Consider the following 26547-nt stretch of genomic DNA (forward strand, 5'->3'; position numbering starts at 1 on the left):
TTACTCGTCAGTAACAACAGGTGGTTTGCAGGAACACCATAGCTGGTCGAAGTTCATGCGCCCGCCTCCCCTACCACCGTGAACCGTTCACGAACCGGCCACGACGGCGTCGCCTGGGTTAGCCTGCCTGCGATGAGCGCATTCGTTACCGGGCCGCGTGGGGGCGGCGACGAGACCCTCCCCCTCACCGGCGAGCGGACGATCCCCGGGCTGGCGGAGGAGAACTACTGGTTCCGCCGCCACGAGGTCGTCTACGCCCGCCTCGCGGACCGGTGCGCCGGCCGCGACGTGCTCGAGGCCGGATGCGGTGAGGGCTACGGGGCGGATCTGATCGCCGGGGTCGCACGACGGGTGATCGCGCTGGACTACGACGAGGCGACCGTCGCGCACGTGCGCGCCCGCTACCCGCGGGTGGAGATCCACCACGGCAACCTCGCCGCTTTGCCACTGGTCGACGCGTCGGTCGACGTGGTGGTGAATTTCCAGGTGATCGAACATTTGTGGGATCAGCCACAATTCGTCGGCGAATGCCTGCGGGTGCTGCGGCCCGGGGGGTTGCTGCTGATGTCGACCCCGAACCGGATCACCTTCTCCCCCGGCCGGGACACCCCGGTCAACCCGTTCCACACCCGCGAACTCAACGCGGCCGAACTGACCGAATTGCTCACCACGGCCGGATTCGAGATGGAAGCGATGCTCGGGGTCTATCACGGGCCACGCCTGCGTGAACTGGACGCCCGCCACGGCGGGTCCATCATCGACGCGCAGATCGCCCGCGCGGTGGCCGATGCGCCGTGGCCGCAGGACCTCCTCGACGACGTCGCCGCGGTGCGCATCGACGACTTCGACCTGACCTCCGGAGAAGACATCGACGACAGCCTCGACCTGGTCGCGATCGCGGTGCGACCGTGAGCGACGACGCTCGGGTACCGGGGCTGTTCACCCTCGTCCTGCACACGCATCTGCCGTGGCTGGCGCACCACGGCCGCTGGCCGGTCGGCGAGGAGTGGCTCTACCAGTCGTGGTCGGCGTCGTACCTGCCGCTGACGCGCGTGCTGCGCAGGCTGGCCGGCGAGGGCCGCGACCATCTGCTCACCCTCGGGATGACACCGGTGGTGACCGCTCAGCTCGACGACCCCTACTGCCTGACCGGGATGCACAGCTGGCTGGCGAACTGGCAGCTGCGGGCACTGGAGGCCGCCACCCTGCGCGCCTCCTCGGACACCACACCGGCGTGCACACCGGAAGCGTTGCGCGCCTTCGGTGTTCGCGAGCAGGGCGAGGCGGAGCTGGCGCTCGAGGAGTTCGCCACACTGTGGCGCCACGGCGGCAGTCCGCTGCTGCGTGAGCTCGTCGACGCGGGCACCGTCGAACTGCTGGGCGGGCCGCTGGCGCATCCGTTCCAGCCGTTGCTCAACCCCCGACTGCGGGAGTTCGCGCTGCGCGAAGGGCTCGCCGACGCCGGACAGCGCTTCGCGCACACCCCGCGCGGCATCTGGGCCCCGGAGTGCGCGTACGCCCCGGGCATGGAGGCCGACTATGCCGCGGCGGGCGTCGGCCACTTCATGGTCGACGGCCCGTCGCTGCACGGCGACACCGCGCTCGGCCGCCCCGTCGGCCACTCCGGCGTCGTCGCGTTCGGTCGCGACCTGCAGGTCAGCTACCGCGTGTGGTCGCCCAAGTCCGGCTATCCCGGCCACGCCGCCTACCGCGACTTCCACACCTACGACCACGTCACCGGGTTGAAGCCGGCGCGGGTCACCGGGCGCAACGTGCCGTCGTCGGCCAAAGCCCCATACGAACCGGACCGCGCCGACGCCGCCATCGACGCCCACGTCGCCGACTTCGTGCAGGTGGTGCGGCGGCGGCTGACGGACGAGAGCGAGCGGATCGGCCGCCCGGCGCACGTGGTCGCCGCCTTCGACACCGAACTGTTCGGCCACTGGTGGTACGAGGGGCCGGAGTGGCTGGCCCGCGTACTGCGGGCGCTGCCGGAAGCCGGTGTGCGGGTGGGCACGCTCAGCGATGCCGTCGACGGCGGATTCGTCGGCGCCCCAGTCGATCTGCCGCCCAGTTCGTGGGGTTCGGGTAAGGACTGGCAGGTCTGGGCCGGAGACCAGGTGACCGACTTCGTCCGACTCAACGCCGAGGTCGTCGACACCGCGCTCAGCACCGTCGACAAGGCGCTCACCCAGCGCGCGTCGGTGGGCAGCCCGACACCGCGGGACACCGTCGCCGACCAGATCCTGCGCGAGACCCTGCTGACCGTCTCGAGCGACTGGCCGTTCATGGTGAGCAAGGACTCCGCGGCCGACTACGCCCGCTACCGCGCCCACCTGCACGCCCACGCGACCCGCGAGATCGCCGACGCACTCGCGGCCGGCCGGCGGGAGCAGGCCCAGCGCCTCGCCGACGGCTGGAACCGCGCCGACGGCCTGTTCGGCGCCCTCGACGCCCGCCGGTTACCGCGATGAAAGCCGTTGCGTGAGAATTCTTCTGGTCTCCTGGGAGTACCCACCGGTGGTCATCGGGGGGCTCGGAAGGCATGTGCACCACCTCGCGACGGCGCTGGCCGCGGCCGGACACGAGGTCGTCGTGCTCAGCCGTCGACCGGCCGACACCGACCCCAGCACACACCCCACCACCGACGAGGTCAGCGAGGGCGTGCGAGTGGTCGCCGCCGCCCACGACCCCCACGAGTTCGCGTTCGGACCCGACATGATGGCCTGGACGCTGGCCATGGGGCACGCGATGATCCGGGCCGGTCTGGCGATCAAGGACCACGGCCGGCCGTGGCGCCCCGAGGTCGTGCACGCCCACGACTGGCTGGTCGCCCATCCGGCGATCACGCTCGCCGAATTCTTCGACGTGCCACTGGTTTCCACCATGCACGCCACCGAGGCGGGTAGGCACTCCGGTTGGGTGGCCGGCCCCATCAGCCGCCAGGTGCACGCGGTCGAGTCGTGGCTGGCGCGCGAATCCGATTCGCTGATCACCTGTTCGTCGTCGATGCGCGAGGAGATCACCGAACTGTTCGGGCCGGGCCTGCCGGAGATCCGGGTGATCCGCAACGGAATCGAAGCGCAGCGTTGGCCTTTCGCACAGCGCCGCCCCCGCAGCGGTCCCGCCCAGCTGCTATACCTCGGCCGTCTCGAATACGAGAAGGGTGTGCACGACCTGATCGCCGCGCTCCCGCGGATCCGCCGCACCCATCCCGGCACGACGCTGACCATCGCAGGCGACGGCACCCAGCTGGACTGGCTGATCGAACAGGCACGTAGGCACAAGGTGCGCAAGGCGGTGTCGTTCGCCGGTCGGCTCGACCACGACGGTCTCGTCGACATGCTGCACACCGCGGACGCGGCCGTGCTGCCCAGCCACTACGAACCGTTCGGCATCGTCGCCCTCGAGGCGGCCGCGACGGGAACACCGCTGGTGACCTCCACCGCGGGCGGCCTCGGTGAGGCGGTCATCGACGGGGTGACGGGGGTGTCGTTCCCGCCCCGGGATGTCACGGGACTCGCTGCTGCGGTCCGCACCGTGCTCGACGACCCGGCCGCGGCCCAGCGGCGCGCGGTCGCGGCACGTGACCGGCTCACCTCCGAATTCGAATGGCACACCATCGCAGAGGAGACCTCACAGGTCTACATCGCCGCCAAACGCCGTGAGCGCGAACCGCTTCCGCGACTCCCGATTGTCGAGCGGGCGCTGCCCGACCGCTGATTCGTGTCAGACCCTCCTGTCATGATGGTGTCATGCCCTCGAGCGCACCGGGTTTCGTTCCCAGCGCGCCTCGCGCTGCGCAGCTGGAGGCGTGCTTCGAGGAACTCGCGGAACTGACGGGCCAGCGCAACGCCATCGACGGGCGCATCGTGGAGATCGTGGCCGAGATCGACGGTGACCAACTGTGGGGCGCCACCGGTGCCCGCTCCGTCACGGCGTTGGTGGCGTGGAAAACCGGTGTGTCCCCGGCGAACGCGAAGACCATCGCCGCCATCGCCCACCGGCTCACCGAGTTCCCCCGCTGCACCCAAGCCCTCCGCGAGGGCCGACTGTCACTGGATCAAGTCGGCGCCATCGCCGAACGGGCCACCACCGGATCCGATGACCACTACGCCGAACTGGCCACCCACGCCTCAGTCAGCCAACTCCGCACCGCCATCAAACTCGAACCCCCACCCCAACCCGAACCGGACGCCGACAGCGATGCCGACGTCGAACCGAAACCCCTCCCCGATCCGGCGGACCTACAGCCCTCGATCACCACAACCTCCGACGAGCAGTACACCTACTGGCACATCAAGGTGCCCCACGTCGACGCGGCGAAAGTCGACGCCGCCCTGCACTCCCGCCTCGACGGGCTCATCGCCCAATGGAAACGCGACCACGGCGACACCGATGACACCGACGATTCCTCGGGTGTCGGCCGGCCACCGATGCCCCGGCTGGCTGACGCGTTCATGGACCTCATCGACACCGCCTGGGACACCGAGGCCGCCCGCCGCCCGCACGCAGACCGCACCACCGTGGTCATGCACCTCGACGTCGACGACCGCATCGCCGCCCTACACCTCGGCCCATTGCTGTCGGATGCCGATCGGCGCTACCTGGGCTGCGACGCCACCTGCGAAGTGTGGTTCGAACGCGACGGCCAACTCATCGGCGCCGGACGCACCACGAGGCTGATCAACCGCCGCCTACGGCGCGCCCTCGAACACCGCGACCGCACCTGCGTGGTCCCCGGCTGCGAATCCACCCGCGGACTGCACGCCCACCACATCCAGCACTGGGAGAACGGCGGACCCACCGACCTCGACAACCTCGTCCTGGTCTGCCCCTACCACCACCGCCTGCACCACCGCGGCATCATCACCATCACCGGACCCGCATCGAAGCTCACCGTCACCGACGCCACCGGCCGACGACTGCACTCAGGATCGCTGGCCCGCCAACCCAACCAACCCCCACCCCAGGTGCCGCCCTACCGCGGACCATCCGGCGAGCGCGCCGACTGGTGGTGGTACACACCATTCCAACCCCCACCCCAAGTGGCCAACTGAGTCCTACGTGAGGGTCGTCCGAAGTCGCCGCGCACGACCCTGGTGTAGAAGTCGGTGCGAGTCAGCTGTTCTCGCGCTGTGGTGATCCCGTCCCCGCCCGTGGTGGTGCCACCGGCAGCGCCGCGGCGCTCTTCGGCCGAGACGCGGCGGTGTTAGCGCGAAGCCTTCTTGCGCTCGATGTCGGCCAGCGCCGCAGCCAGTTCCGCGCGCTGGGCCGCCGATGTCTCCCACGCGAGTTTGCGGTTCTTGACCACCTTGGCGGGCGCGCCCACGGCGATCGAGAAGTCCGGGATCTCGCCCTTGACGACGGCGTGGGCGGCCAGCACGCAGCCCCGGCCGACAGTGGTGCCGCGCAGCACGGTGACCTTCGTCGCCACCCAGGTGTCCGGGCCGATCCGCACCGGGCTCTTGACGATGCCCTGATCCTTGATCGGCATCTCGATGCTGTCCATCTTGTGATCGAAATCGCAGACGTAGCACCAGTCGGCCATCAGGACGGAGTCACCGAGTTCGATGTCGAGGTAGGTGTTGATGACGTTGTCGCGGCCCAGCACCACCTTGTCGCCGATGCGCAGCGACCCCTCGTGGGCCCGGATCGTGTTCTTGTCACCGATGTGCACCCAGCGCCCGATCTCCAGCTGCGCCAGTTCGGGCGTCGCCTGGATCTCCACGTTCTTGCCGAGGAACACCATGCCCCGGGTGATCACGTGTGGATTGGTCAGCTTGAACTTGAGCAGCCGCCAGTACCGGACCAGGTACCAGGGGGTGTAGGCGCGGTTGGCCAGCACCCAGCGCGCCGAAGCGACCGTCAGGAACCTGGCCTGGCGCGGGTCACGCAGTCGCGAGCCCCGCCAACGCTTGTGCAGCGGAGCGCCCCACATCGTCGTCATGGCCGCAAAGCCTACGCGAGGACGTGAGGGCGTCCGGGTTACCCTCACGTGGGCTCATCAGCGACTGAAAGGACACCGTGTTCCGGCGATTCCTCGTGCTGGCGGTTTCAGCGCTGCTGGTGGGTGCGTCTGCCGGGTGCGGTGACGCGTCGTCCTGGGTGGAGGCCAAGTCCGCGCCGGGGTGGCCCGCTCAGTACGGTGACGCCGCCAACAGCAGCTTCGTCGCCGCCGACGGCGCCGATTCCCTGACGCTGGAATGGAGCCGGTCGGTCAAGGGCGACCTGGGCGCCGCGGTGGCGCTGGGCACCGGCGGCTATCTCGCGGCCAACGCACAGAGCCCGGCGGGGTGCTCGCTGATGGTCTGGGAGGCCGACAACGACGCCCGCCAGCGGTGGTGTTCGCGGCTCGTACAGGGCGGCGGCGGCGCCAGCCCGTTGCTCGACGGTTTCGACAACCTCTACGTCGGGCAACCGGGCGCGATCCTGGCATTTCCGCGGACGCAGTGGATCCGCTGGCGCAAACCGGTGATCGGCGCGCCGACCACACCCCGGATCATGGCGCCCGGCCAGTTGCTGGTGATCACACACCTGGGTCAGGTCCTCGTCTTCGACGCCCACCGCGGCACCGTCGAGGGCACCCCGATCGACCTGGTGAGCGGTGTCGACCCCAGGAACTCCGAGCGGGGTCTGGCGGACTGCAGGCTCTCCCGTCCCGAATGCCCGGTGGCGGCGGCCCCGGCCTTCTCGGCCGCCGGCGCCATCGTGGTGCTGAGCCTGTGGGAGCCAGGCGCCGACAAGCCGGTCCTGGTCGGGCTGCGCTACCGCCCGGGCCAGACGCCGCTGCTGGCTCGTGAATGGACCAGTGACGCGGTGGAGAAAGGGCCACTGGCCAGTCCGGTGATCTCGGCCGACGGGTCGACGGTGTACGTCAACGGCCGCGACGAACGACTGTGGGCGCTCGACACCGCCGACGGCGCCGCCAAATGGTCGGTCCCCCTGGACTATCTGCCGCAGACCCCGCCGTCGGTATCCCCGGACGGTTCGATCATCGCCGGCGGCGGGCCGGGGGCGAAGCTGACGGCGATCCGCGACAGCGGCGACCGAGGCGAGGTGGTGTGGACGCGTGAGGACGTCGTCCCGCTGACCACTTCCAGCCGCGCCGGCCGCCTCGGCTACGCGGTGGTCGAGGCACCGGACGGTGGTCAGGATCTGACCGTGTTCGACACCGCCGACGGCCGAACCGTCAACAGCTATCCCCTGCCCGAGGCGACCGGGTGGCCGGTCGGGGTCTCACTCGGACACGACGGCCGCGTCGTCGCCGCCACCAGCGATGGCCAGGTCTACGGGTTCGCGCCGGAATAGGTATGGCCCGTGAGCATTTGCTCGCCAAAACTAACGCCGCGGTGACCCTGATTTAACAAATATCGACCGTGAGGCGTGGAATCATGCCCGGGGGCCGCACAACGGCGGCCGACGTACGACGCGTGGGAGTGTGTGGTGTCCGAATTCCTCGACACGGTGAACGGCTTCGTGTGGAGCAACGCCCTGGTCTATCTGTGCCTGGGTGCAGGTGTGTACTTCTCGATCCGGTCGCGCTTCGTCCAGGTGCGCCAGGTGCCCGAGATGGTGCGGTTGATGTTGCGCGGCGAGAAGTCGCCCTCCGGGGTCTCGTCGTTCCAGGCGCTGACGATGTCGCTGGCCGGCCGGGTCGGCACCGGCAACATCGCCGGCGTGGCGACGGCGATCGCGTTCGGTGGACCCGGCGCCCTGTTCTGGATGTGGGCGGTCGCGTTCCTCGGCGCCTCGACGTCCTTCGTCGAGTGCACGCTGGGGCAGATCTACAAGACCCGCGACCCGTTGACCGGTGAATACCGCGGCGGGCCGGCCTACTACCTGAGCCGGGCGCTCTCGCACACCGGCGCGGCGGGGCTCTTCAAGGTCTACGGCGCGATCTTCGCCGCCGTCACCGTCCTGGCGTGCGGGCTGCTGCTGCCCAGCGTGCAGTCCAACTCGATGGCGTCGGCGATGAACTCGGCGTGGGGCTTCTCGACCTGGTGGGTCGCGGTCGGCACGGTCATCGTGCTGGCGTTCGTCATCATCGGCGGCGTCAAGCGCATCGCGGCGTTCGCGTCGATCGTGGTGCCGTTCATGGCGGTCGTCTACATCGTGCTCGCGCTGATCATCGTCCTTCTCAACGCCGGTGAGGTGCCCGGGATCCTGCAGATGATCTTCGCCAGCGCCTTCGGTCTCGACTCCGCGTTCGGTGCGATCATCGGTTCCGCGGTGATGTGGGGTGTCAAACGCGGCATCTACTCCAACGAGGCCGGACAGGGCACCGGTCCGCATGCGGCCGCCGCCGCGGAGGTGTCCCACCCCGCCAAACAGGGTCTGGTCCAGGCGTTCGCGGTCTACGTCGACACGTTGTTCGTCTGCTCGGCCACCGGCTTCCTGATCCTGTCGACCGGCGCCTACCGGGTGTTCGAGGGCGAGAGCGAAACCGGTGCGGTGCTCGCCGAGGGCGGCATGCTGCCCGCCGACACCCCGGTGGGGCCGGGCTTCGCGCAGGTCGGTTTCGACACGCTGTGGAGCGGGGCGGGCGCGTCGTTCGTGGCGATCTCGTTGGCGTTCTTCTGTTTCACCACGTTGGTCGCCTACTACTACATGGCGGAGACGAACCTGCGGTTCATCCTCGGGAAGTCCTCGACCGTGGAGATCCCGTTCATCCGCGGCACCGTCGGCGGGACCGCCACCATGCTGCTGCAGGCGCTGATCCTGGTGTCGGTGGTGATCGGGGCGGTGTCGACGGCCACCGAGGCCTGGGTTCTCGGCGACATCGGCGTCGGGCTGATGGCCTGGCTGAACATCATCGGCATCATCATCCTGCAGCAGCCCGCCTACAAGGCGCTGTGGGACTACGAGAAGCAGAAGAAGGCCGGGCTGGATCCGCTGTTCGACCCGGTGGCGCTGCAGATCTCGAACGCCTCGTTCTGGGAGACGTACGAACCGACGCCGAGAAGCCAGAAGTCCGCTGTCTAGACCGCCAGGATGGGAGCGAGCGCTGCCCGCGGCACCGACGCCTGGATGGCGCCCGCGGCCTCGGGCAGCAGTTCGCCCTGGCCGAAGAAGAAGATCACCGCTTCGTCGGTGACCGCGAAGTTCTGGTAGTTCTGCGGGTCCAGCCCGTCGGCGGGCAGCACGGGTTGGTCGATTCCGGTCTTGGCCTGCAGATCTCGCTGCACCGCGGGGTACACGACGTCGAGCGGACGGGTGCCCGGCCGGAACAGCGTGTCGAACGTGATCGGCGTACGGGCGCCGAGGTCGTAGTTGAACGCCTTGAACCACGTCTGCGGGTGCGCGCCACCGACGTTCTGGTAGACCTCCAGGACGAGGCTCTGGGTGCCGCGCGGAGCCAGCCCCGAGTGGTACGCGGTGCCCTTGGCGTCGAGTACGTACGGCAGGCCGCGCGCACCCGGCATCTCGGAGACGTTGACGAATCCGTCGCGAGTCTGGGTCAGGTACGCCGAGACCGCCTGCTCGTCGGGGTAGCCGGCCGGGAAGCTGAACTCGACGGTGTACTCCGCGGCCGCGGCGTGCACCTGACAGGACTGCTCGGAATTCAGGGCGCCGCCGAGGTCGGCGCAGGCGGTCTGCGCCGACGCCACCGGTGTACCGGTCCAGCCGGTCAGCACGGTGGCGGTCAGCAGCGCCGCGATCGAAAGGGCTCGTGTCATCACCGCCAGCGTACGTTGCCGATCAGTGTGACGGCCGACATATGAAGGCCGTTGCCCGACTTGCGGTCCCGCTGCCGAGGCGGGTCACGACCACCGACACCGCCGCCGCGCCGCGGGGTTTGAGCCGGCGACGCAGCGCGTCGGGGTCGACGTCGACACCGCGGACCAGGATCTCGACGGATCCGGCGTCGTGGGCTGCCAGCGCCTGCCGCAGCCGCTTCTCCTGGTAGGCGACCTGGTCGAGCACCTCGAAACCGCGTACGCCGTCGGGGAGCCGATCGCCCGACAGGTAGGCGATCTCGGGGTCCAGCTGCCACAGACCGTGCCGTGCCGCGTAGTGACGGACCAGTCCGGCGCGCACGATCGCACCGTCCGGATCGACGATCCAGCGTCCCGCGGGTGCGACCGGGCACTCGTCGGGTTCGGCATCGGTGAGTTCTTCGCCGCGGTCCAGGACGCTCGCCCGGCGGGTGACCCCGGCCGGCGTCAGCCCGGCCGACCACAGGCAGGCCTCGCGGACGCTGCCCGCATGTGACGTGATCTCGATCTCGCCGGTGAAGCCGAGGCGGCGCAGCGCGCCGAAATCGACTCCGGGAGCGCATTTGACGACGAGATCCCGCCCGGCATAGACGTCGAGCGCCACGTCCAGGGGTGGGGTGTACTCGCGCGGATCGAACGTGCGCCGGCCGCCGCGCCTGCGGGCCGGATCGAGCAGGACGACGGTGTCGCGGGTCACCGGCCGCAGCGCGTCGGCCCGCAGGAGGGGCACAGCGCGGCCACCGGTATCGAGGTTGTTGCGGGCCATCGCCAGGCGGACCGGATCGAGGTCGCTGCCCACCACGTAGCCGGCCCGATCGGCAAGCGCCGCAAGCTCGGTGCCGATCGAGCACGTCGCGTCATGGACCCGGGCCCCGGTCAACCGGCCCGCCCGGTGTGACGCCACTACCCCGGCGGTGGCCTGTTGCAGCGCCTCGTCGGTGAACAGCCAGTCGGCGGTGCCGGGCAGTTTGTCCGCAGCCTTTCGACGCAACCGCACCGTTTCGACCAGGATGCCGGCGCGTTCGGCGAAACGTGTTCGCGCCCAAGCGATATCGGCCACCAGACTGGCGGGGGTCAGCGGCCGCCCGGCCACGTCGGCCAGTGCGCCGCGACCCTCGTCGCTGCGCAGATAGGCGACCGACTCCAGGTCGAACGCTAGGACGGCTTGACCCCTGTGACCATCACGTTGTAGAACCAGCCCTTCGGGACGATCCGGCGCCACACGTTGGCGTCCACCCAGCTCAGCGTCGTCCAACTGCCGAACGCGAATTTCGCCCAGTTCCAACCCAACCGGCCGGGGGGCACGGCGGCCTCGAACGTCCGCACCGGCCAGCCCAGCATGGCGGCGGTGAATTCCTCACTGGCGGTGCGAATGTCGACGGCGCCGGCCGAGCGTGCCATGCGTTCGAGGTCGGCCGGGTCGAAGGTGTGCAGGTCGACGACGGCCTCCAGGGCCGCCGCACGCGACGATTCGTCGAGTTCGGTCTGCGGGCGGCGCCAGTCCGACAGCATCGGCAGCTTCGTGACGTTGGTGGCGATCCGCCATGTCAGCGTCGACAGTTCGCGTGCGTAGCGGTTGCCGACCGTGGTCGGCTCCCCGGCGAACACGAACCGCCCGCCGGGTTTGAGCACCCGGATCACCTCACGCAGCGACAGTTCGACGTCGGGGATGTGGTGCAACACCGCATGCCCGACCACCAGGTCGAAGGTGTCGTCGTCGTACGGGATGCCCTCGGCGTCGGCCACGCGGCCGTCGATGTCGAGTCCCAGGGACTGGCCGTTGCGGGTGGCCACCTTCACCATGCCCGGCGACAGGTCGGTCACCGATCCACGCCGGGCCACGCCCGCCTGGATCAGGTTGAGCAGGAAGAACCCGGTACCGCAGCCGAGCTCCAGCGCCCGGTCGTAGGGCAGTTCACGCTGCACCTCCTCGGGCACCGCGGCGTCGAACCGGCCGCGGGCGTAGTCGACGCACCGCTGGTCGTAGGAGATCGACCATTTCTCGTCGTAGGTCTCGGCCTCCCAGTCGTGATAGAGCACCTGGGCGAGCTTCGAGTCGGTCATCGCGGCCTCGACCTGTTCGGCGGTCGCGTGCGGATTGGACGCGGGCAGGTCGGTGGACGTGTGGTCGATACTCGTCATGGAGGGCAGCCTAACCGGCGAAGGCCGCCTTGGCGGCAGCCAGCACCTGCGGTGGGTAGTCGGTGAAGCGTCGCGCCCAGGCCACCGCGGCGTCGTAGACACCGTCGGGCGCGGCCAGTTCGTCGAGCAATCCCAGCGTATGGGCCTCCTCGGCGCCGACGAAGCGGCCGGAGAACACCAGGTCCTTGGCCTTACTCGGACCGATGGCCTGTGTCAGCCGCGCGGTGGCGTCCGGTCTTGGGGCCAGGCCGGCGAGGATCTCGGTGGAACCCACCTTCACGTTGTCCCCGCTGATGCGCCAGTCGGCGGCCAGCGCCAGCGTCAGACCACTGCCGAGGGCGTAACCGGTCACCGCGGCGACGGTCGGTTTCGGGATGGCGGCGACCGCGGAAAGCGCCCGGCGGGCCACCTCGGCCGCGGTGACGGTCTCCTGCGGGCTCAGTGTGCGCAATGCGGGGACGTCGTCGCCGGCCGAGAAGATCTCGTGACCGCCGAACAGGATGACCGCGGCGACATCATCGCGCCCGGTGAGTTCGTCTGCCGCCGAAGCCAATTCGCGGTACACCTGGCGGGTGAGCGCATTGGTCGGCGGACGCGACAGCAGCAGCGTGGCGATGCCGGGCTGCTCGCCGCTGGTGTGGACGCCGACGAACTCCCTCACCGCGTCACGGCGCCCGGTGGTTGCGCGCCGCGTTGTAGCGGTCGCTGTCGAAGAACTCGATCTCCCAGTTGCCGTTGTGCGCGGCCAGCGTCGGCTGCACCGGCTCGATGCGGCGTTCGACGGCGAGCACCTCGGCCACGGTCCGGCCGGCCAGCGCATCGAGTTGCGTCCACGTCGGGGGCAGCAGGAACGACCGCCCGTCGGCGAAGTCCCGGAGGGCCTCCTCGGGGGTGACCCAGCCGGCCTGGTCGGTCTCGGTGTTCTCACCGTCGGCGAGCTGACCGTCGGGCAGGGCTCCGACGAAGAAGTACGTGTCGTAGCGGCGGGTGCGCTCCTCTTCGGGGGTCACCCAGTTCGCCCACGGCCGCAGCAGGTCGGCCCGCAGCACCAGCTTCTCGGTGCGCAGGAAGTCGGCGAACGACAGCGACCGGTTGGCCAGCGCCAGCCGCGACTCGCGATAGACCGACGCGTCGTCGACGAGCACGTCGGGATCGTCGGCGGCGCCGGCGAACAGCACACCGCACTCCTCGAACGTCTCGCGGGCGGCGGCGCAGACCAGCGCCTCGGCCAGGTGCTCGTCGACGCCCAGCCGTTCGGCCCACCACTGCGGGCCGGGCCCGGCCCATGCGATGTCGGCCTTGCGGTCACGGTCGTCGACGCCGCCACCGGGGAACACCATCACCCCGGCGACGAAGTCCATACCGGCGTGGCGGCGCATCAGGAACACTTCATTTGTTTCGGGGACGCCACGAGCGGAGCGGATCAGCATCACGGTGGCGGCGGGCCGCGGCACGAGCGGATCGGGCGTCGACTTCTGCGCGGGTTCGGTCACGAGCGTCTCCTGTGGGCGGCCCTGGTGCGGGTGCGACGGGCGAAGTAGCGGCCGTCGATGACGTCGAGGGCGATCTGCTGACCGAAGGCTTTGGACAGGTTCTCGGCGGTCAGCACGTCGGGGAGCAGACCGGCGGCGACGACCTTGCCTTCCGAGAGGATCAGGCAGTGGCTGAATCCCTGCGGGATCTCCTCGACGTGGTGGGTGACGAGCACCATCGCCGGGGCATCGGGGTCGGCGGCGAGGTCGGCCAGGCGCGCGACGAGTTCCTCGCGCCCACCGAGGTCGAGGCCGGCGGCCGGTTCGTCGAGCAGCAGCAGTTCCGGATCGGTCATCAGCGATCGGGCGATGAGCACCCGCTTGCGTTCACCCTCGGACAGGGTGTCGTAGACGCGTTCGGCCAGGTGTTCGGCGCCGACGCTCTCCAGCATGTCGACGGCCTGTTCGTAGTCGACGTCGTCGTAGCGTTCCCGCCACCGCCCGAGCACGGCGTAGCCGGCCGAGACGACCAGGTCCCGAACCACCTCCCCCGGTGGAACCCGTTGCGCCAGAGCCGAACTGGACAACCCGACCCGGGCCCGCAGCTCGGCCATGTTGGTGCGGCCGAGTCGCTCGCCCAGCACGTAGGCGACCCCGGACGACGGATGCTCCATCGCGGCGGCGATGCGCAGCAGTGACGTCTTCCCCGCCCCGTTGGGCCCGATGACCACCCACCGCTCGTCGAGCTCGACCGCCCAGGTGAGCGGGCCGACCAGCGTGCGGCCCCCTCGGCGCAGGCTGACTTTGGCGAAGTCGATCAGCAGATCGTCATCGGTGGCCTCGTCGGCAGCACCGTCGGTCAGACCCTCGGCCGTGTCTTCTCCGGGCACCCGACCATCGTGCCGTACTCGAGGTCATCGGCAACCTGCGGGGCACCCCGGCGGCGGGCGGCGAAATCGCCGACCCGCATGAACAGCTGCACCAGTGGGCCGATCCCGAAGGCGTAGACCACGGTGCCGACGCCAACCGTCCCGCCCAGCAGCCACCCGGCGGTGAGCACGGTCGCCTCGATCGCGGTGCGCACCAGGCGGACCGACCGGCCGGTTCTGGCCACCAGGCCCGTCATCAACCCGTCGCGGGGTCCGGGCCCCAGCCCCGCGCCGATGTAGAGGACGGTGGCCAGTGCGTTGAGCACGACCGCGGTGAGCATCCACGCCACCTGCACCGGCAGCGTCGACGCGCCGGGCAGGACGGCCAGGCTCGCGTCGACGGACACCGCGATCACCACGACGTTGGCCACCGTCCCCACCCCGGGCCGGTTGCGCAGCGGTATCCACGCCAGCAGAACCGCCACACCGACCACCGCCGTCGCGGTCCCGATCGTCATGCCGGTGCGCCGCGCCAGCCCCTGGTGGAACACGTCCCACGGATCCAGGCCGAGTCCGGCGCGCACCATGAGCGCCATGGAAAAGCCGTAGAGGAGCAGTCCGACGAGCAGTACCGCGGCCCGGGCGGACGCCCGGGTCAGCCGAACCGCCACTAGGAGTGGTCCGGGAAACGGATCCTGATGGCGTCCAGTTCGCTACGCATCCGGCGCAGATCGGCGTCCAGTTCGGGAGAGGTGAACTCTCCCGGCCGGAAACTGAACAAAGAAGAGAGGCCAGTTCCGAGTCGAGATATCCAGTTTGTTGCCATGTGGCCATTCTTCGTACGACTGGCTTGCTCTTCAATAGCCAGTTGGCGCATACTGGCTGCAATGACGCTGGAAATGCCGACCCGAGTGCTCGACGTCGAGCGACTGGCACGTGAGTTGGGCAACTGGCGTACGGCCAGTTCGAGTGGCCCGGTCTACCAGGGTCTGGCCGACGGAATCCGGATGCTGATCGTCGACGGGCGGTTACCGGTCGGCGCCCGCCTACCCAGTGAACGCGCACTCGCGGAGTGCCTGCGGGTTTCGCGCACCACCGTCACCAGCGCCTACGCCCAACTCCGCGAGGACGGCTACCTGCTCGCCCGCCGCGGGGCGCGCAGCACCACGGCCCTGCCGGCCACACCGAACGCCGACACACCCCCGGCCGTTTCCCGCGGTGCGGTCAACCTGGCCAATGCCGCGCTGGCCGCCCCTGTACCCGCGGTGCTCGCCGCCCTCACCGCCGCCACCGGTCAGATGGCGCCCTACCTGCACGACACCGGCATCGAACTCACCGGTGTCCCCTCGCTTCGCCGGGCCGTCGCCGAAAGATATTGTGAGCGTGGGCTTCCCACCGAAGCCGACGACATCATGATCACCACTGGGGCGCTGCACGCCATCGGGTTGATCCTGGCGACGTACACCCAGCCGGGAGATCGTGTCCTCGTCGAGCAGCCGACCTACCACGGCGCACTCGCCGCGATCTCCACCGCGGGCGCCCGGGCGGTCCCCGTCGCGATCGGTGAGGACGGCTGGGATCTCGGGGCCCTGCACAACGCGGTCCGCCAGCTCGCGCCCAGTCTCGCCTACGTGGTGCCCGACAACCACAACCCCACCGGTCTGACGATGCCGCAGCCCCAGCGCGAGGAGTTGGCCGCGATGATCGCCGACACCCGCACCCGCACCATCGTCGACGAGACGATGACCGAGGTGTGGCTGGACGAGCCGGTCCCCCCTCCGGTCGCCACGGCGATGACCCGCCGCCGCGATCTGCTGCTGACCATCGGGTCGATGTCCAAGTCGTTCTGGGGTGGTCTGCGGATCGGCTGGATCCGCGCCGACCCGTCGACGTTGGCCTCGATCGCCGCGCTCCGCCCGTCCATCGACATGGGCACGCCGATCCTCGAACAGCTCGCCGCCGCGGAGTTGATGCGCGTCGCCGACGACGTGTTGCCGGAGCGACGCGAGATCCTGCGCACCCGCCGGGCACTGATGTTGTCGCTGCTCGACGAACATCTGCCGGATTGGCAGCCCTGCCCGGGTGGTGGCGGTCTGGCGCTGTGGGTGCGACTGCCGACACCGATGAGTTCGGCCCTCTCGGCCGCGGCGTCACGGATGGGGCTGGACGTGCCGCCCGGCCCGCGCTTCGGTGTGGACGGCTCGCTGGAGCGGTTCATCCGGATTCCATACACGCTGCCGCCCGAGCAGATGACCGAGGCCGTCACCCTGCTGGCGCGCGCCTGGCATGCGGTGACCGGTGCGACGGCTCCGCAGCAGCGTGTCGTAGTGGTATGACCGAGTGGTATGACCGAGTGGTATGACCGAGTGGTTTGATCGAGTGGTCTGACCACCGGGTGCAGCGGGTCAGTCCTCGGGGATCTCGACGCGGCGCAGCAGGCCGTCGACAGCATCGGCGGCTTCGATTTCCCCGCGGGTGACGCCGAGGATGAACAGCACGGTGTCCAGGTAGGGGTGGCTCAACGAGGCGTCGGCGACCTCGCGCAGCGCGGGTTTGGCGTTGAACGCCACGCCGAGCCCGGCCGCCGACAGCATGTCGATGTCGTTGGCGCCGTCACCGACCGCCACGGTCTGCTCCATGGGGACGCCGGCCTGCTGGGCGAAGTCGCGCAGCGCCTTGGCCTTACCGGGCCGGTCGATGACCTCACCGACGACGCGGCCGGTCAGCTTCCCGTCGACGATCTCGAGTTCGTTGGCGGCGACGAAGTCCATCATCAGCTCGTGCGCCAGCGGTTCGATCACCTGCCGGAAGCCGCCGGAGACGATGCCGCAGTGGAATCCGAGGCGGCGCAGGGTGCGCAGGGTCGTGCGCGCGCCCGCGGTGAGTTCGATCTGGTCGGCCACGTCGTCGAGCACGGATGCCGGCAGACCCGCCAGCGTCGCGACGCGGCGGTGCAGCGATTCGGCGAAGTCGAGTTCACCGCGCATGGCGGCCTCGGTGACCTCGGCGACGGCGGCCTCCGCCCCCGCACGCGCGGCCAGCATCTCGATCACCTCGCCCTGGATCAGGGTCGAGTCGACGTCGAACACGATGAGTCGCTTCGCCCGACGGGACAGGCTGTAGTCCTCCAGCGCGATGTCGACACCCTCGGCGACGGCGACCCGTGCCATCGCCTTCTGCAGCTGGCCGTACGCGGCGCCGGCAGGCACCGACACCCGCAGTTCCAGACCCGTGACCGGGTAGTCGGAGACCCCGCGGATGGTGTCGATGTTGACCCCGAGCGCCGCGACCTCGCGGGCCACCACACCGAACGCCTCGGCGGTGATCGGCCGGCCCAGCACGACGATCGTGTGCGTCGACGGCTCCCGCATCACCGGGGTGTCGGCGCTGCGCTCGATCGTCACATCGAGGCCGACGTCGTGAATCGCCTCCTCGACGTCGGTGCGCAACCCGTCACCGTCGGCGACCTCCGGCGCGGCGGCCACCAGCACACCGAGTGTGAGGCGGCCCCGGATGACGACCTGTTCGACGTTGAGCAGCTCGACCCGATGCCGCGACAGCACCTCGAACAGCGCCGAGGTGACACCCGGCTGGTCGACTCCGGTGACGGTGATCAGCAGCGATGAGCGCTTGCGCGAAGAGCCGACAGGTGAGGTCACCTTCCGACCACTCACCCCAGGATTCCGCCGCAGCCCATCAGCTCGACGCGTCGATCGGCTTGGGCTCGTCGGCGTGGTGGTCGCGGCCGACGTGCGCCTCGGCGCGCATCCGCTCGACCATGTGCGGGTAGTGCAGCTCGAACGCGGGGCGCTCGGACCGGATGCGGGGCAGTTCGGTGAAGTTGTGCCGCGGCGGCGGGCAGCTGGTGGCCCACTCCAGCGAGTTTCCGTAACCCCACGGATCGTCGACGGTGACCGGCTCGCCGTAGCGCCAGCTGCGGAAGATGTTCCACAGGAACGGCAGCGTCGAGATGCCCAGGATGAACGCCCCGATGGTCGAGACGATGTTGAGCGTGGTGAACCCGTCCGACGGCAGGTAGTCGGCGTAGCGGCGCGGCATACCCTCGTCACCGACCCAGTGCTGCACCAGGAACGTGGTGTGGAAGCCGATGAAGGTCAACCAGAAGTGCAGCTTGCCCAGCTTCTCGTCGAGCAGTCGGCCGGTCATCTTCGGGAACCAGAAGTAGATCCCGGCATAGGTGGCGAACACGATGGTGCCGAACAGCACGTAGTGGAAGTGCGCGATGACGAAGTAGCTGTCGGTGACGTGGAAGTCCAGCGGCGGGCTGGCCAGCAGCACCCCCGACAGACCACCGAGCAGGAACGTCAACAGGAAGCCCACCGAGAACAGCATCGGTGTCTCGAACGTCAACTGGCCCTTCCACATCGTGCCGATCCAGTTGAAGAACTTGATCCCCGTCGGCACCGCGATCAGGAATGTCATGAACGAGAAGAACGGCAGCAGCACCGCACCGGTCGCGTACATGTGGTGCGCCCACACCGCCACCGACAGCGCGGCGATCGCGATGGTCGCGTAGATCAGGGTGGTGTAGCCGAAGATCGGCTTGCGGGAGAACACCGGGAAGATCTCACTGACGATGCCGAAGAACGGCAACGCGATGATGTACACCTCGGGGTGGCCGAAGAACCAGAACAGGTGCTGCCACAGCAGCACACCGCCGTTGGCCGGGTCGTAGATGTGCGCTCCGAGGTGGCGGTCGGCAGCCAGGCCGAACAGCGCCGCGGTCAGCAGCGGGAAGGCCAGCAGCACCAGGATCGAGGTCACCAGGATGTTCCAGGTGAAGATCGGCATCCGGAACATCGTCATGCCGGGGGCGCGCATGCACACCACGGTGGTGACCATGTTGACGCCACCGAGGATGGTGCCAAGACCACCGACGGCCAGACCCATGATCCACAGGTCACCACCCGCGCCGGGCGAGTGGATGGCGTCGGTCAGCGGCGAGTAGGCGGTCCAGCCGAAGTCCGCGGCACCACCGGGGGTGATGAACCCGGCCAGCGCGATCAGCGCACCGAACAGGAACAGCCAGAACGAGAACGCGTTGAGGCGCGGGAACGCCACGTCCGGGGCGCCGATCTGCAGCGGCAGCACCAGGTTCGCGAACCCGAACACGATCGGGGTCGCGTAGAACAGCAACATCACCGTGCCGTGCATGGTGAACAGCTGGTTGTACTGCTCATTGGACAGGAACTGCAGCCCGGGGACCGCGAGTTCGGTGCGCATGAACAGCGCCATCAACCCGCCCACGAGGAAGAACGCGAAACAGGCGATGCAGTACATGATCCCGATCAGCTTGTGATCGGTGGTCGTGATGACCTTGTAGAACAGGTTGCCCTTGGGACCCAGACGCTCCGGGAACGGACGACGTGCCTCGAGTTCTCCGATTGGGGGCGCTTCCGCTACCAAGAGGTCCTCCAAAAGTTCTATCGGCGATTCCCCGCCTTGCTGCCACGAATCCTATCGTCCTAGGCAGACCGGCTCAGCCTGGGTCCTACATAGTGTCGTAATTGCGGTTCGGCGGCCACGCGCCTCGGCCGGGGCGGTGGTCGCGACCAGGATGTTACCGTCGGGCCCGTGCTGATCGGCCGACCGCAGACGAGGGCCCGGACAGGGGTGGGGCCGACGGTTTCGGCGACGCTGGTCGCGGCACTCGTGGCCGTCCTGGCGGGGTGCGGGTCGACCGACGCCGACCCCGCCGCCTCGGCGCCGATGAGCTCGGTGATCACCAGCACGACCAGTGTCGCGGGCGCGGGGGTGCTCGGTAACCAGCGCCGACCGGACGAATCGTGCGCGGCGGGACCGGCTCCGGTCGACCCCGGGCCACCGGAGCGCGAGGTGCGCCACGCGGCCGGGGAGACCCGGGTGACCGCCGATCCGCGGCGCATCGTGGTGCTCTCCGGTGATCAGCTCGACGCGCTGTGCGCGCTGGGGCTGCAGTCGCGCATCGTCGCCGCCGCACTGCCCGACGGACGCGACGAACAACCGTCGTACCTCGGGTCCGTGATCCACGACGTCGCGCCGGCGGGAACCCGTTCGGCGCCGGATGTCGACGCGATCCGCGCCGCCGCGCCGGACCTCATCCTCGGGTCACAGGCCCTGACACCGGAGTTGTTCGATGCCCTCGGCCAGATCGCGCCGACGGTGTTCACCGGCCCGCCGGGCGCCGACTGGCAGGCGAACCTGCGCACGGTCGGGGCCGCCACCGGGCGCTTCGACGCCACGGGCGGGCTGCTCGACGGATTCGCCGACGCCGCCCGCAGGACCGGGCTGGACAACGACGCCGCCCATTACCAGGTGTCGGTGGTCCAGCTGACCGAGGACACCGTGCGGGTCTACGGGGCCCGCAACTTCGCGGGCAGCGTGCTGGCCGAGGTGGGCCTGGACCGGCCTGCCGCCCAGCGCTTCACCGATGAACCGTTCGTCGAGATCGGCACCGGCGACTCACCGGACTACGGGATCGCCGACGCCGACATCGTGTACGTGTCGTTCGCCTCGGCGGCCGCGCGCGAGAACGCGGCGACGATCCTCGACAGCGACGCCTGGCGTGCGTTGTCGGCCGCCCAGGACGACCGGGTCTACGTGGTCAACAACGAGGTGTGGCAGACGGGTCAGGGTGTCGTGGCCGCCCGCGGCGTCCTGTCGGACCTGCGCTGGGTCAACGCGCCGATCAACTAGTCGTGCCCTGCAGCGCCTGCTGGCCGAACTGGCCGGGCGCCAGCGACCCCTCGGGCAGGACCAGTTCCCCGCTGTCGAGCCGGCGGCGCAGATAGGCGAAGGACTGCGCGGTCTGGGCGAACAGGTGCTCACCGGCCCGCAGCGCCGGACGCGGCCGGTCGTCGCGGGGGGCGAACTGCGGCAGCGGTTTGACCTCGGTGTGGTAGTCGACGTTGAAGAACAACGGAAACGAGTACCGCTCCTCCTTGACCTTGCGCACCCGGTGGCTGGTGGCGACGAACGCGCCGTTGGTCCACAGTTCGAGCATGTCGCCGATGTTGACGACGAATGTGCCCGGCACCGGGGGCACGTCGATCCACTCGCCGGCGCCGTTGAGCACCTCGAGCCCCGGTGCGGTGGGTTTGAGCAGCGTGAAGCATTCGTAGTCGGTGTGCGCGCCGATGCCCATGCGGTCCTCGGCATCCGGGTTGTGGGGGTAGTGCACCAGCCGCAGTTGGCTCGGCGTCTTCGTCGCGTGCCTGGTGAAGACGTCGGGGTCCTCCCCCAGCGCGATCGCGAACGCCCACAGCAGCCGCTGCCCCACTTCGAGCACCGCGGTGTAGTAGGCGGTCACCGATTCGGCGAAGCCGGGCAGATCGGGCCAGGCGTTCGGACCGAGCATGGGGTTGCCCGCCAGATAGTCGGGGTCGTCGCCCGGCAGGTCCAGCGCGGTGTCGAACGCCTCCTTGAAGTCCGGCGTGTCCTGCTCGACGCCCTCCTCGCCGACCGGCACGTACCCGCGGTGGCAGCGGGACAGACCGATGTAGGTGCGCATCTTCTCCTCGAGCGGCAGCGCGAAGAACTCCTTCGTCGCGGCCAGCATCCGGTCGAACAACGATTCGTCGATACCCGATCCGCTGATGTAGAAGAAGCCGACGTCACGGGCCGCGGCGCCGAGGTCGGCCGCGACGCGTTCGTGCTCGGCACGGTCGTCCGACTGCAGCCCACTGATATCGACGGTCGGCACGGAGGTGAATGACGTTGCCCCGTTCACAGTTCCACTTCTCCTTCGGTTCGCTGAACATCCCAGCCCACACCGCCGGCGCGCAGCCGGGTTCCGGCCATCGCGATGCCGAGCGCATCCCACCGGTCATCGCCGACCGTGCCGATCAGGACGAGATCTCCCCCGGCCCAGCCGAATCGGTCCCCGACCCGCAGCAGCATCGCGCGGCCGGCGCCCGAGGTGAGCGACAGCGCCCAGCACGGAGCTGCCGGACCGGCGTCGCGCACCCAGTGCTCGACGTAGTCGGCATACACACCTTCTTCGACCAGGGTGTCGCCGTCCCACCGCATGAGACCCGCATCCGGGAACTCACCCGGGGGCTGCAGGTCGATGTCGCGGCGCCACTCGAAGACGTCCCCGCCCTGGGCGGGGCGCTGGGTGAGCACCCCGGCGAACCCCCGTGAGTCGACGTAGGCCGTGGCACCCTGCAGCCACAGCACGTCGGTGCCCGTGTCGCGTGACCCGTCGGCCTCGATCAGCAGGGTGCGCCGCCACAACCCGGCGCACTCCCGCATCACCACCGCGACGTCGGTCACGGGCTCACCGCGCCGAACCGTTCGTGGAAGTGCTGGGTCAGCTCCGGCCACACGTGCGGGTCGTGGCCGGGGATGAGCGGAAAGCCCTTGTCGGCGGCCAACTTCTTGAGCCGGCGGATCGGTTCGACCGTCTCCTCCGGTTCGACGTCGATGAAGCCACCGATCGCCAACTCGTGCTCGATGTTCTCGGTGAGGTCGGCGGCGTCGAACGCGAACACGAAGCCGTCGCCGCCGACACTGTGGTCCAGCTGCACCACGAAACTCTGGTGGCCGGGCGTGTGACCGTAGGTCGGCACCGCGGTGACCCCGGGCGCGATCTCGGCTTCCCCGTCGGCCAGCCGCCAGTCGATCCGCGGATCGTCGAAGTCGACCCGCACGATCGCATTGTGTTCCGGCTCAGGGTGATTCGACAGGCCGTACTCGAGCTCACGGCGCTGCGCGTGCACCGGGACCTTGCCTGCGAACAACTTGAGCCCACCGGCATGGTCGTGGTGCAGGTGGCTCACCGCGACGGTGTGGATCTGGTCGATGTCGACGCCCACCTCCGCCAGCCGCTGTTCGATCGGCTCACCGGGTCCCGGCAGCACCGGCCGGTATTCGACAGTCGGGAAGAACCGGCGGTACAGGTACGGGTCACGCACCAGCGCGGTGTTGAACCCGGTGTCCAACAGCACCCAGCCGCCGTCGGTCTGCAACAGCACACCCGGCACCGGCTCCCGCATCCGCTCCTCCGCAGGCGCCCCGTGCACCGACACCGATTTGGGCAGTTCCTCCCAGCCCAGGGTCAGCAGGATGATGCGGCGGACACCGCTCGGTCCGACCAGGGTCGCCATCAGGCGACCGAGAGTTCGAAGAGCCGAAGCGAGTTCGGGTTGGTCACCACGTGCGCCTCCTCGACCCCTGCGAGCCACGGCTGGGCGACTACGAAGTCGTCGACGTCGGCGATGTTGAGCCAGCAGCCGGTGTCGGCGGCGGCCTTGGCGGCCTCCGAGAACACCTGCGGGTCACCGGTTTCCAGACCACGAGCCAGTGCGCTGGTCACCGGGGGCGCCGAGCAGCCCAGGTAGTTCAACCCGCCGTCGGCGTCCCAGGAGATATGACCCCAGGTGTAGGGCGACGGCGCATCCGGCCACGCCGTACCGGTCAGGATGTCCGGCGCGTTGGGGGCGTCGTTGCCGATCCAGCCGTAGATCTCCGAGGTCGGGTAGCTCTGCACCTTGGCGTTGAGCCCGGCTGCGGCCAGCTGAGTCTGGATCAGGTTGTTGATCAGCTGGTTGTCGGGGTTGGAGGAGTCGTATCCGATGGTGACGGCCTTCTGGTCGGCGGGCAGTCCGGCCGCGATCTCGGTGAGCAGCGAGGGGTCGTGGGTGACGTTCTGCTTGGCCAACTCCGGGGCGATCATGTTCGGCGGGTAGAGCTGTTCTGCCTTCTTGCCGCGTCCGAAGTAGGTCTGTTTGACCAGCGCGTCGACGTCGATGGCGGCGAGCACGGCGGCGCGGTTCTTCGGGTCGGTGAGCATGCCGCGGCGCGGGTTGAGGTAGAGGTAGTTCGACATCATCGTCGGCAGCGAGAAGTGGGCGTACTTGTCGTTGTTGAGATACGACTCGACCGCCGACGACGGCAGATCGTGCAGGATCGCGGCGATCTGACCGTTGTTGAACTGAAGCTGCTGGGCGGACACGTCGGTGATGACCGGGATCTCCACCTGCTCGAAATACGGCTTCTCGCCCCAGTATCCGGGGTAGGCGGCCAGTGCGTAGCGCGATCCCACTTCGGCCGCGGTCAGCGTGTACGGTCCGGTGCCGAGATCGTGGGTGGTCAGGTAGTTCTGGGCGTGGTCGTCACCGGCGTTGTCGGCCAACCCCTTCGGGCTGAGCATGCGCGGACCGTACGGGCAGGCGAGGTAGTCCAGGAACGCCGCGTTCGGTGCCTTGAGGGTGATCGTGACGGCATGGTCGCCCTGGGTGGTGATCGATTCCACGTCGGCGACCATGTACGCGGGGCCCTGGTCGACGGCCAGCCTCCGGTCGAAGGACGCCTTGACCGCCTCGGCGGTGAACGGTGTCCCGTCGTGGAACGTCACCCCCTCCCGCAGCTTGAAGGTGAACACGCGGTGGTCCGGTGATTCGGTCCACTCCGTGGCCAGCAGCGGTTCGATCTCCGCCTTCTCGGTGCCACCCTTGTACTGCATCAGGCCTTCGTACACGTTGGTGGTGAGCAGTAGACCCTGTCCGGCGTAGAAGACGTCCGGGTCCGGTGGCTGCCCCGGGTCCTGCAGGAACGACAGGTGCAGCACCTTGTCGGTGGGTGCGGCACTGGGGGCGCCGCCACCGGAATCCGAACCGCCACAGGCGCTCAGGGTCAGTGCGGCGGCCGCCGCGAGTGCGGCGACGGTCTTCAGGCGGCGGATCATCGGACGGCCCCTTCGAGGACGAGTGCGTCGGCGGGCGCGATGGCCCCGAATGCGGTGAGGATCTCTTCGGTGGTGCGCATGGCCCCGGTCTGCAGGTACTCCATCGCGTCGAGGGCGGCGTCGTGGCGGTACTGCGACGAGCCACCGACACAGTCGGTCACCACCCGCACGTAGTAGTCACGCTGATGTGCGTCGGCGAACGTGTAGTGCACGCACACGTCGGTCAGGCCGCCGATCAGGATCAGCGTGGAGGCGTTCAAACCGCGCAGCACGATGTCGAATTCGGTGCCGATGAACCCCGAGTAGCGGCGTTTGACGATGTGGAACTCCTTGTCGTCGCGTTCCGGGCGCGGGCGCAGTGACGGTTCGAGGTCGGTGCCGGCACGTCCGTCGATGCAGTGGGGTCCCTCGACACCGTCGAGTTCGCGGCCGAAGTCGACGCCGCTGGGCCGGTGCACCTCCTGGAAGAAGACGATCGGCACCTCGGCGGCGCGCGCCGCGGCCACCAGTTGTTCGGCGCGGGCGACGCGTTCGGCGTGCCCGGACATGTGCGGGATGCCCACCTCGTCGACCGGCATCCCACCGCCCTGCTGGATGTCGACGACCACGAGCACGGGATTGCCCACGATGAGTGGTTGTTCGGGCACTTATCCTCCTCTGACGGTGATACGGGGGTCGGCGGCCGCCTGCAGGAGGTCCACCATGGTGTTGATGAAGACGTAGAGCGCGCCGAGCATCAGCGTCACGCCGGCGATTGCCGGGAAGTCGGCGACCGGGATGCTCTGGGCGATGTACTGGCCGATCCCCGGCCAGCCGAACACCTGCTCGACGACGAGGACACCGGAGAACATCAGCCCGATCTGCAGACCCGTCATCGACAGGGCGGCGCCGATGGAGTTGCGCAGGACGTGGCCGACCATGATCCGGCCCTCCGAAAGACCTTTCGCGCGTGCGGTTCTGGCGTAGTCGCTGTCGGTGTCCCCGAGCAGGCTCGATCTCAGCACCCGGCCGATGGCCACCGCAGGCCCGATCGCGATCACCACGGCGGGCAGGATCAGGTGCTGCAGCGCGTCGCCGACGACGTCGAACCGCGCGTGCAGCAGACCGTCGACGGTCAGCAGGCCGGTGGGGCCGGTCGGTGGGTTCGCGATTCCGATGCGGCCGTTGGCCGGCACCCAGCCGAGTTGTTGGTAGAAGACGATGAGACCGAGGATGCCGAGCAGGAACATCGGCGCCGAGGACCCGGTGAACAGCACCGCACGCAGGACCGCCGAGCCACGCCACTTCAGCGTGGTGCTGAACGCCAGCAGCGCGGCGAGCACCAGCGCGATCACCATCCCGAACACCGCGAGTTCCAGTGTGGCGGGGAGGAAGTCACCGAGGTCGGACGCCACCGGGTGGCGGGTGCGGTACGAGGTGCCGAGGTCACCGGTGACCGCGCCGGTGAGGTAGTTCCAGAACTGCACCAGCATCGGTTCGTTGAGGCCGAGCGCTTCGCGGCGCGCGGCGACCGCCGCCTGGGAGGCCTGGGCACCCAGCTGGGCTTTGACGGGGTCGAGCGGCGAGATGTGGGCGAGCACGAACATCACCCCGGTCAGCGCGACGAGGATCGCGAACATCGCGGCGATCCGGGTCGTGACGAAGGTCCGCATGCGGCT

The 26547-nt window shown here is 69.2% G+C and carries 24 protein-coding genes; 8 read left to right on the plus strand and 16 right to left on the minus strand.

Annotation, left to right across the window (positions count from 1 at the left end):
* The first annotated feature begins 132 nt into the window (after positions 1-132).
* Genes G6N49_RS14025 through G6N49_RS14040 form a run of 4 tightly spaced genes read left to right on the plus strand, consistent with a single transcriptional unit; the run spans position 133 to position 5060 of the window.
* Entirely contained in the window at positions 133-912 is a 780-nt protein-coding gene (locus tag G6N49_RS14025) for a class I SAM-dependent methyltransferase (protein ID WP_011855273.1), read from the plus strand.
* A complete protein-coding gene (locus tag G6N49_RS14030) occupies positions 909-2474 on the plus strand; it encodes a 1,4-alpha-glucan branching protein domain-containing protein (RefSeq protein WP_011855272.1) in 1566 nt (521 codons plus the stop codon). The genes G6N49_RS14025 and G6N49_RS14030 overlap by 4 nt, the downstream gene beginning before the upstream one ends.
* A 10-nt stretch (positions 2475-2484) precedes the next feature.
* Positions 2485-3723 (plus strand): glycosyltransferase family 4 protein, encoded by a 1239-nt coding sequence (locus G6N49_RS14035; RefSeq protein ID WP_011559267.1) that lies wholly within the window; start codon positions 2485-2487, stop codon positions 3721-3723.
* A 32-nt stretch (positions 3724-3755) separates the two neighbouring features.
* Complete coding sequence (locus G6N49_RS14040) at positions 3756-5060, plus strand: HNH endonuclease signature motif containing protein (RefSeq protein WP_011855271.1); 1305 nt, start codon at positions 3756-3758, stop codon at positions 5058-5060.
* 152 nt (positions 5061-5212) lie between these two features.
* On the opposite strand, the gene G6N49_RS14045 is transcribed toward G6N49_RS14040, so the two are convergent.
* Positions 5213-5950 (minus strand): acyltransferase, encoded by a 738-nt coding sequence (locus G6N49_RS14045; protein WP_011559264.1) that lies wholly within the window; start codon positions 5948-5950, stop codon positions 5213-5215.
* Positions 5951-6027: 77 nt separating this feature from the next.
* Between G6N49_RS14045 and G6N49_RS14050 the strand changes: the two genes are divergently transcribed.
* Together G6N49_RS14050 and G6N49_RS14055 are read left to right on the plus strand one after the other, a co-directional pair.
* Positions 6028-7311: a BamB-related PQQ repeat family beta-propellar protein gene (locus G6N49_RS14050; RefSeq protein WP_011855270.1), complete on the plus strand. Its 1284-nt coding sequence runs from the start codon at positions 6028-6030 to the stop codon at positions 7309-7311.
* A 135-nt stretch (positions 7312-7446) separates the two neighbouring features.
* The gene (locus tag G6N49_RS14055; protein WP_011559262.1) at positions 7447-8985 is read left to right on the plus strand and encodes an alanine/glycine:cation symporter family protein; all 1539 of its coding nucleotides are present in this window, start codon (positions 7447-7449) and stop codon (positions 8983-8985) included.
* On the opposite strand, the gene G6N49_RS14060 is transcribed toward G6N49_RS14055, so the two are convergent.
* Genes G6N49_RS14060 through yczE form a run of 7 tightly spaced genes read right to left on the minus strand, consistent with a single transcriptional unit; the run spans position 8982 to position 14873 of the window.
* Complete coding sequence (locus G6N49_RS14060) at positions 8982-9680, minus strand: esterase (RefSeq protein WP_011855269.1); 699 nt, start codon at positions 9678-9680, stop codon at positions 8982-8984. The two genes, G6N49_RS14055 and G6N49_RS14060, sit on opposite strands and share 4 nt — an antisense overlap.
* 22 nt (positions 9681-9702) lie before the next feature.
* A complete protein-coding gene (locus G6N49_RS14065) occupies positions 9703-10917 on the minus strand; it encodes a THUMP-like domain-containing protein (protein WP_221222555.1) in 1215 nt (404 codons plus the stop codon).
* Positions 10875-11861 (minus strand): class I SAM-dependent methyltransferase, encoded by a 987-nt coding sequence (locus G6N49_RS14070; RefSeq protein ID WP_011559259.1) that lies wholly within the window; start codon positions 11859-11861, stop codon positions 10875-10877. The genes G6N49_RS14065 and G6N49_RS14070 overlap by 43 nt, the downstream gene beginning before the upstream one ends.
* 10 nt (positions 11862-11871) lie before the next feature.
* A complete protein-coding gene (locus G6N49_RS14075; protein ID WP_011559258.1) occupies positions 11872-12522 on the minus strand; it encodes an enoyl-CoA hydratase in 651 nt (216 codons plus the stop codon).
* A 4-nt stretch (positions 12523-12526) separates the two neighbouring features.
* Positions 12527-13354, minus strand: coding sequence for an NUDIX hydrolase (locus G6N49_RS14080; protein ID WP_011855267.1), 828 nt, complete (start codon positions 13352-13354; stop codon positions 12527-12529).
* Positions 13351-14223, minus strand: a complete 873-nt coding sequence (locus tag G6N49_RS14085) for an ABC transporter ATP-binding protein (RefSeq protein WP_011559256.1) — start codon at positions 14221-14223, stop codon at positions 13351-13353. Before G6N49_RS14085 ends, G6N49_RS14080 begins: the two co-directional genes overlap by 4 nt.
* Positions 14193-14873 carry a membrane protein YczE gene (yczE, locus tag G6N49_RS14090; RefSeq protein ID WP_011559255.1) on the minus strand — a complete coding sequence of 227 codons (681 nt, stop codon included), beginning with the start codon at positions 14871-14873 and terminating at the stop codon, positions 14193-14195. The genes G6N49_RS14085 and yczE overlap by 31 nt, the downstream gene beginning before the upstream one ends.
* A gap of 216 nt (positions 14874-15089) precedes the next feature.
* On the opposite strand from yczE, the gene yczR reads away from it, so the two are divergent.
* The gene (gene yczR, locus G6N49_RS14095) at positions 15090-16538 is read left to right on the plus strand and encodes a MocR-like transcription factor YczR (RefSeq protein WP_041925019.1); all 1449 of its coding nucleotides are present in this window, start codon (positions 15090-15092) and stop codon (positions 16536-16538) included.
* 69 nt (positions 16539-16607) lie between these two features.
* Here the strand turns inward: yczR and serB are convergent, their stop codons facing one another.
* A complete protein-coding gene (serB, locus tag G6N49_RS14100; protein WP_011559253.1) occupies positions 16608-17861 on the minus strand; it encodes a phosphoserine phosphatase SerB in 1254 nt (417 codons plus the stop codon).
* Between the two features lie 37 nt (positions 17862-17898).
* Positions 17899-19629 carry an aa3-type cytochrome oxidase subunit I gene (gene ctaD / locus G6N49_RS14105; RefSeq protein WP_011559252.1) on the minus strand — a complete coding sequence of 577 codons (1731 nt, stop codon included), beginning with the start codon at positions 19627-19629 and terminating at the stop codon, positions 17899-17901.
* Positions 19630-19836: 207 nt separating this feature from the next.
* On the opposite strand from ctaD, the gene G6N49_RS14110 reads away from it, so the two are divergent.
* Positions 19837-20898 (plus strand): ABC transporter substrate-binding protein, encoded by a 1062-nt coding sequence (locus G6N49_RS14110; RefSeq protein WP_011855265.1) that lies wholly within the window; start codon positions 19837-19839, stop codon positions 20896-20898.
* Here the strand turns inward: G6N49_RS14110 and G6N49_RS14115 are convergent.
* The 6 genes from G6N49_RS14115 to G6N49_RS14140 are packed head-to-tail and all read right to left on the minus strand — an operon-like array spanning position 20891 to position 26541.
* Positions 20891-21931: an isopenicillin N synthase family dioxygenase gene (locus G6N49_RS14115; protein WP_011559250.1), complete on the minus strand. Its 1041-nt coding sequence runs from the start codon at positions 21929-21931 to the stop codon at positions 20891-20893. The two genes, G6N49_RS14110 and G6N49_RS14115, sit on opposite strands and share 8 nt — an antisense overlap.
* Positions 21928-22476 (minus strand): hypothetical protein, encoded by a 549-nt coding sequence (locus tag G6N49_RS14120; RefSeq protein WP_011559249.1) that lies wholly within the window; start codon positions 22474-22476, stop codon positions 21928-21930. Before G6N49_RS14120 ends, G6N49_RS14115 begins: the two co-directional genes overlap by 4 nt.
* Complete coding sequence (locus G6N49_RS14125; protein ID WP_011559248.1) at positions 22473-23309, minus strand: N-acyl homoserine lactonase family protein; 837 nt, start codon at positions 23307-23309, stop codon at positions 22473-22475. Before G6N49_RS14125 ends, G6N49_RS14120 begins: the two co-directional genes overlap by 4 nt.
* The gene (locus G6N49_RS14130; RefSeq protein WP_011559247.1) at positions 23309-24889 is read right to left on the minus strand and encodes an ABC transporter substrate-binding protein; all 1581 of its coding nucleotides are present in this window, start codon (positions 24887-24889) and stop codon (positions 23309-23311) included. The genes G6N49_RS14125 and G6N49_RS14130 overlap by 1 nt, the downstream gene beginning before the upstream one ends.
* The gene (locus G6N49_RS14135) at positions 24886-25536 is read right to left on the minus strand and encodes a cysteine hydrolase family protein (protein WP_011559246.1); all 651 of its coding nucleotides are present in this window, start codon (positions 25534-25536) and stop codon (positions 24886-24888) included. The genes G6N49_RS14130 and G6N49_RS14135 overlap by 4 nt, the downstream gene beginning before the upstream one ends.
* Positions 25537-26541 (minus strand): ABC transporter permease, encoded by a 1005-nt coding sequence (locus tag G6N49_RS14140; RefSeq protein ID WP_011559245.1) that lies wholly within the window; start codon positions 26539-26541, stop codon positions 25537-25539.
* Positions 26542-26547: the final 6 nt, after the last annotated feature.

The organism is Mycolicibacterium monacense (genome assembly GCF_010731575.1).
In the GTDB taxonomy this organism is placed as follows: Bacteria; Actinomycetota; Actinomycetes; order Mycobacteriales; family Mycobacteriaceae; genus Mycobacterium; species Mycobacterium monacense.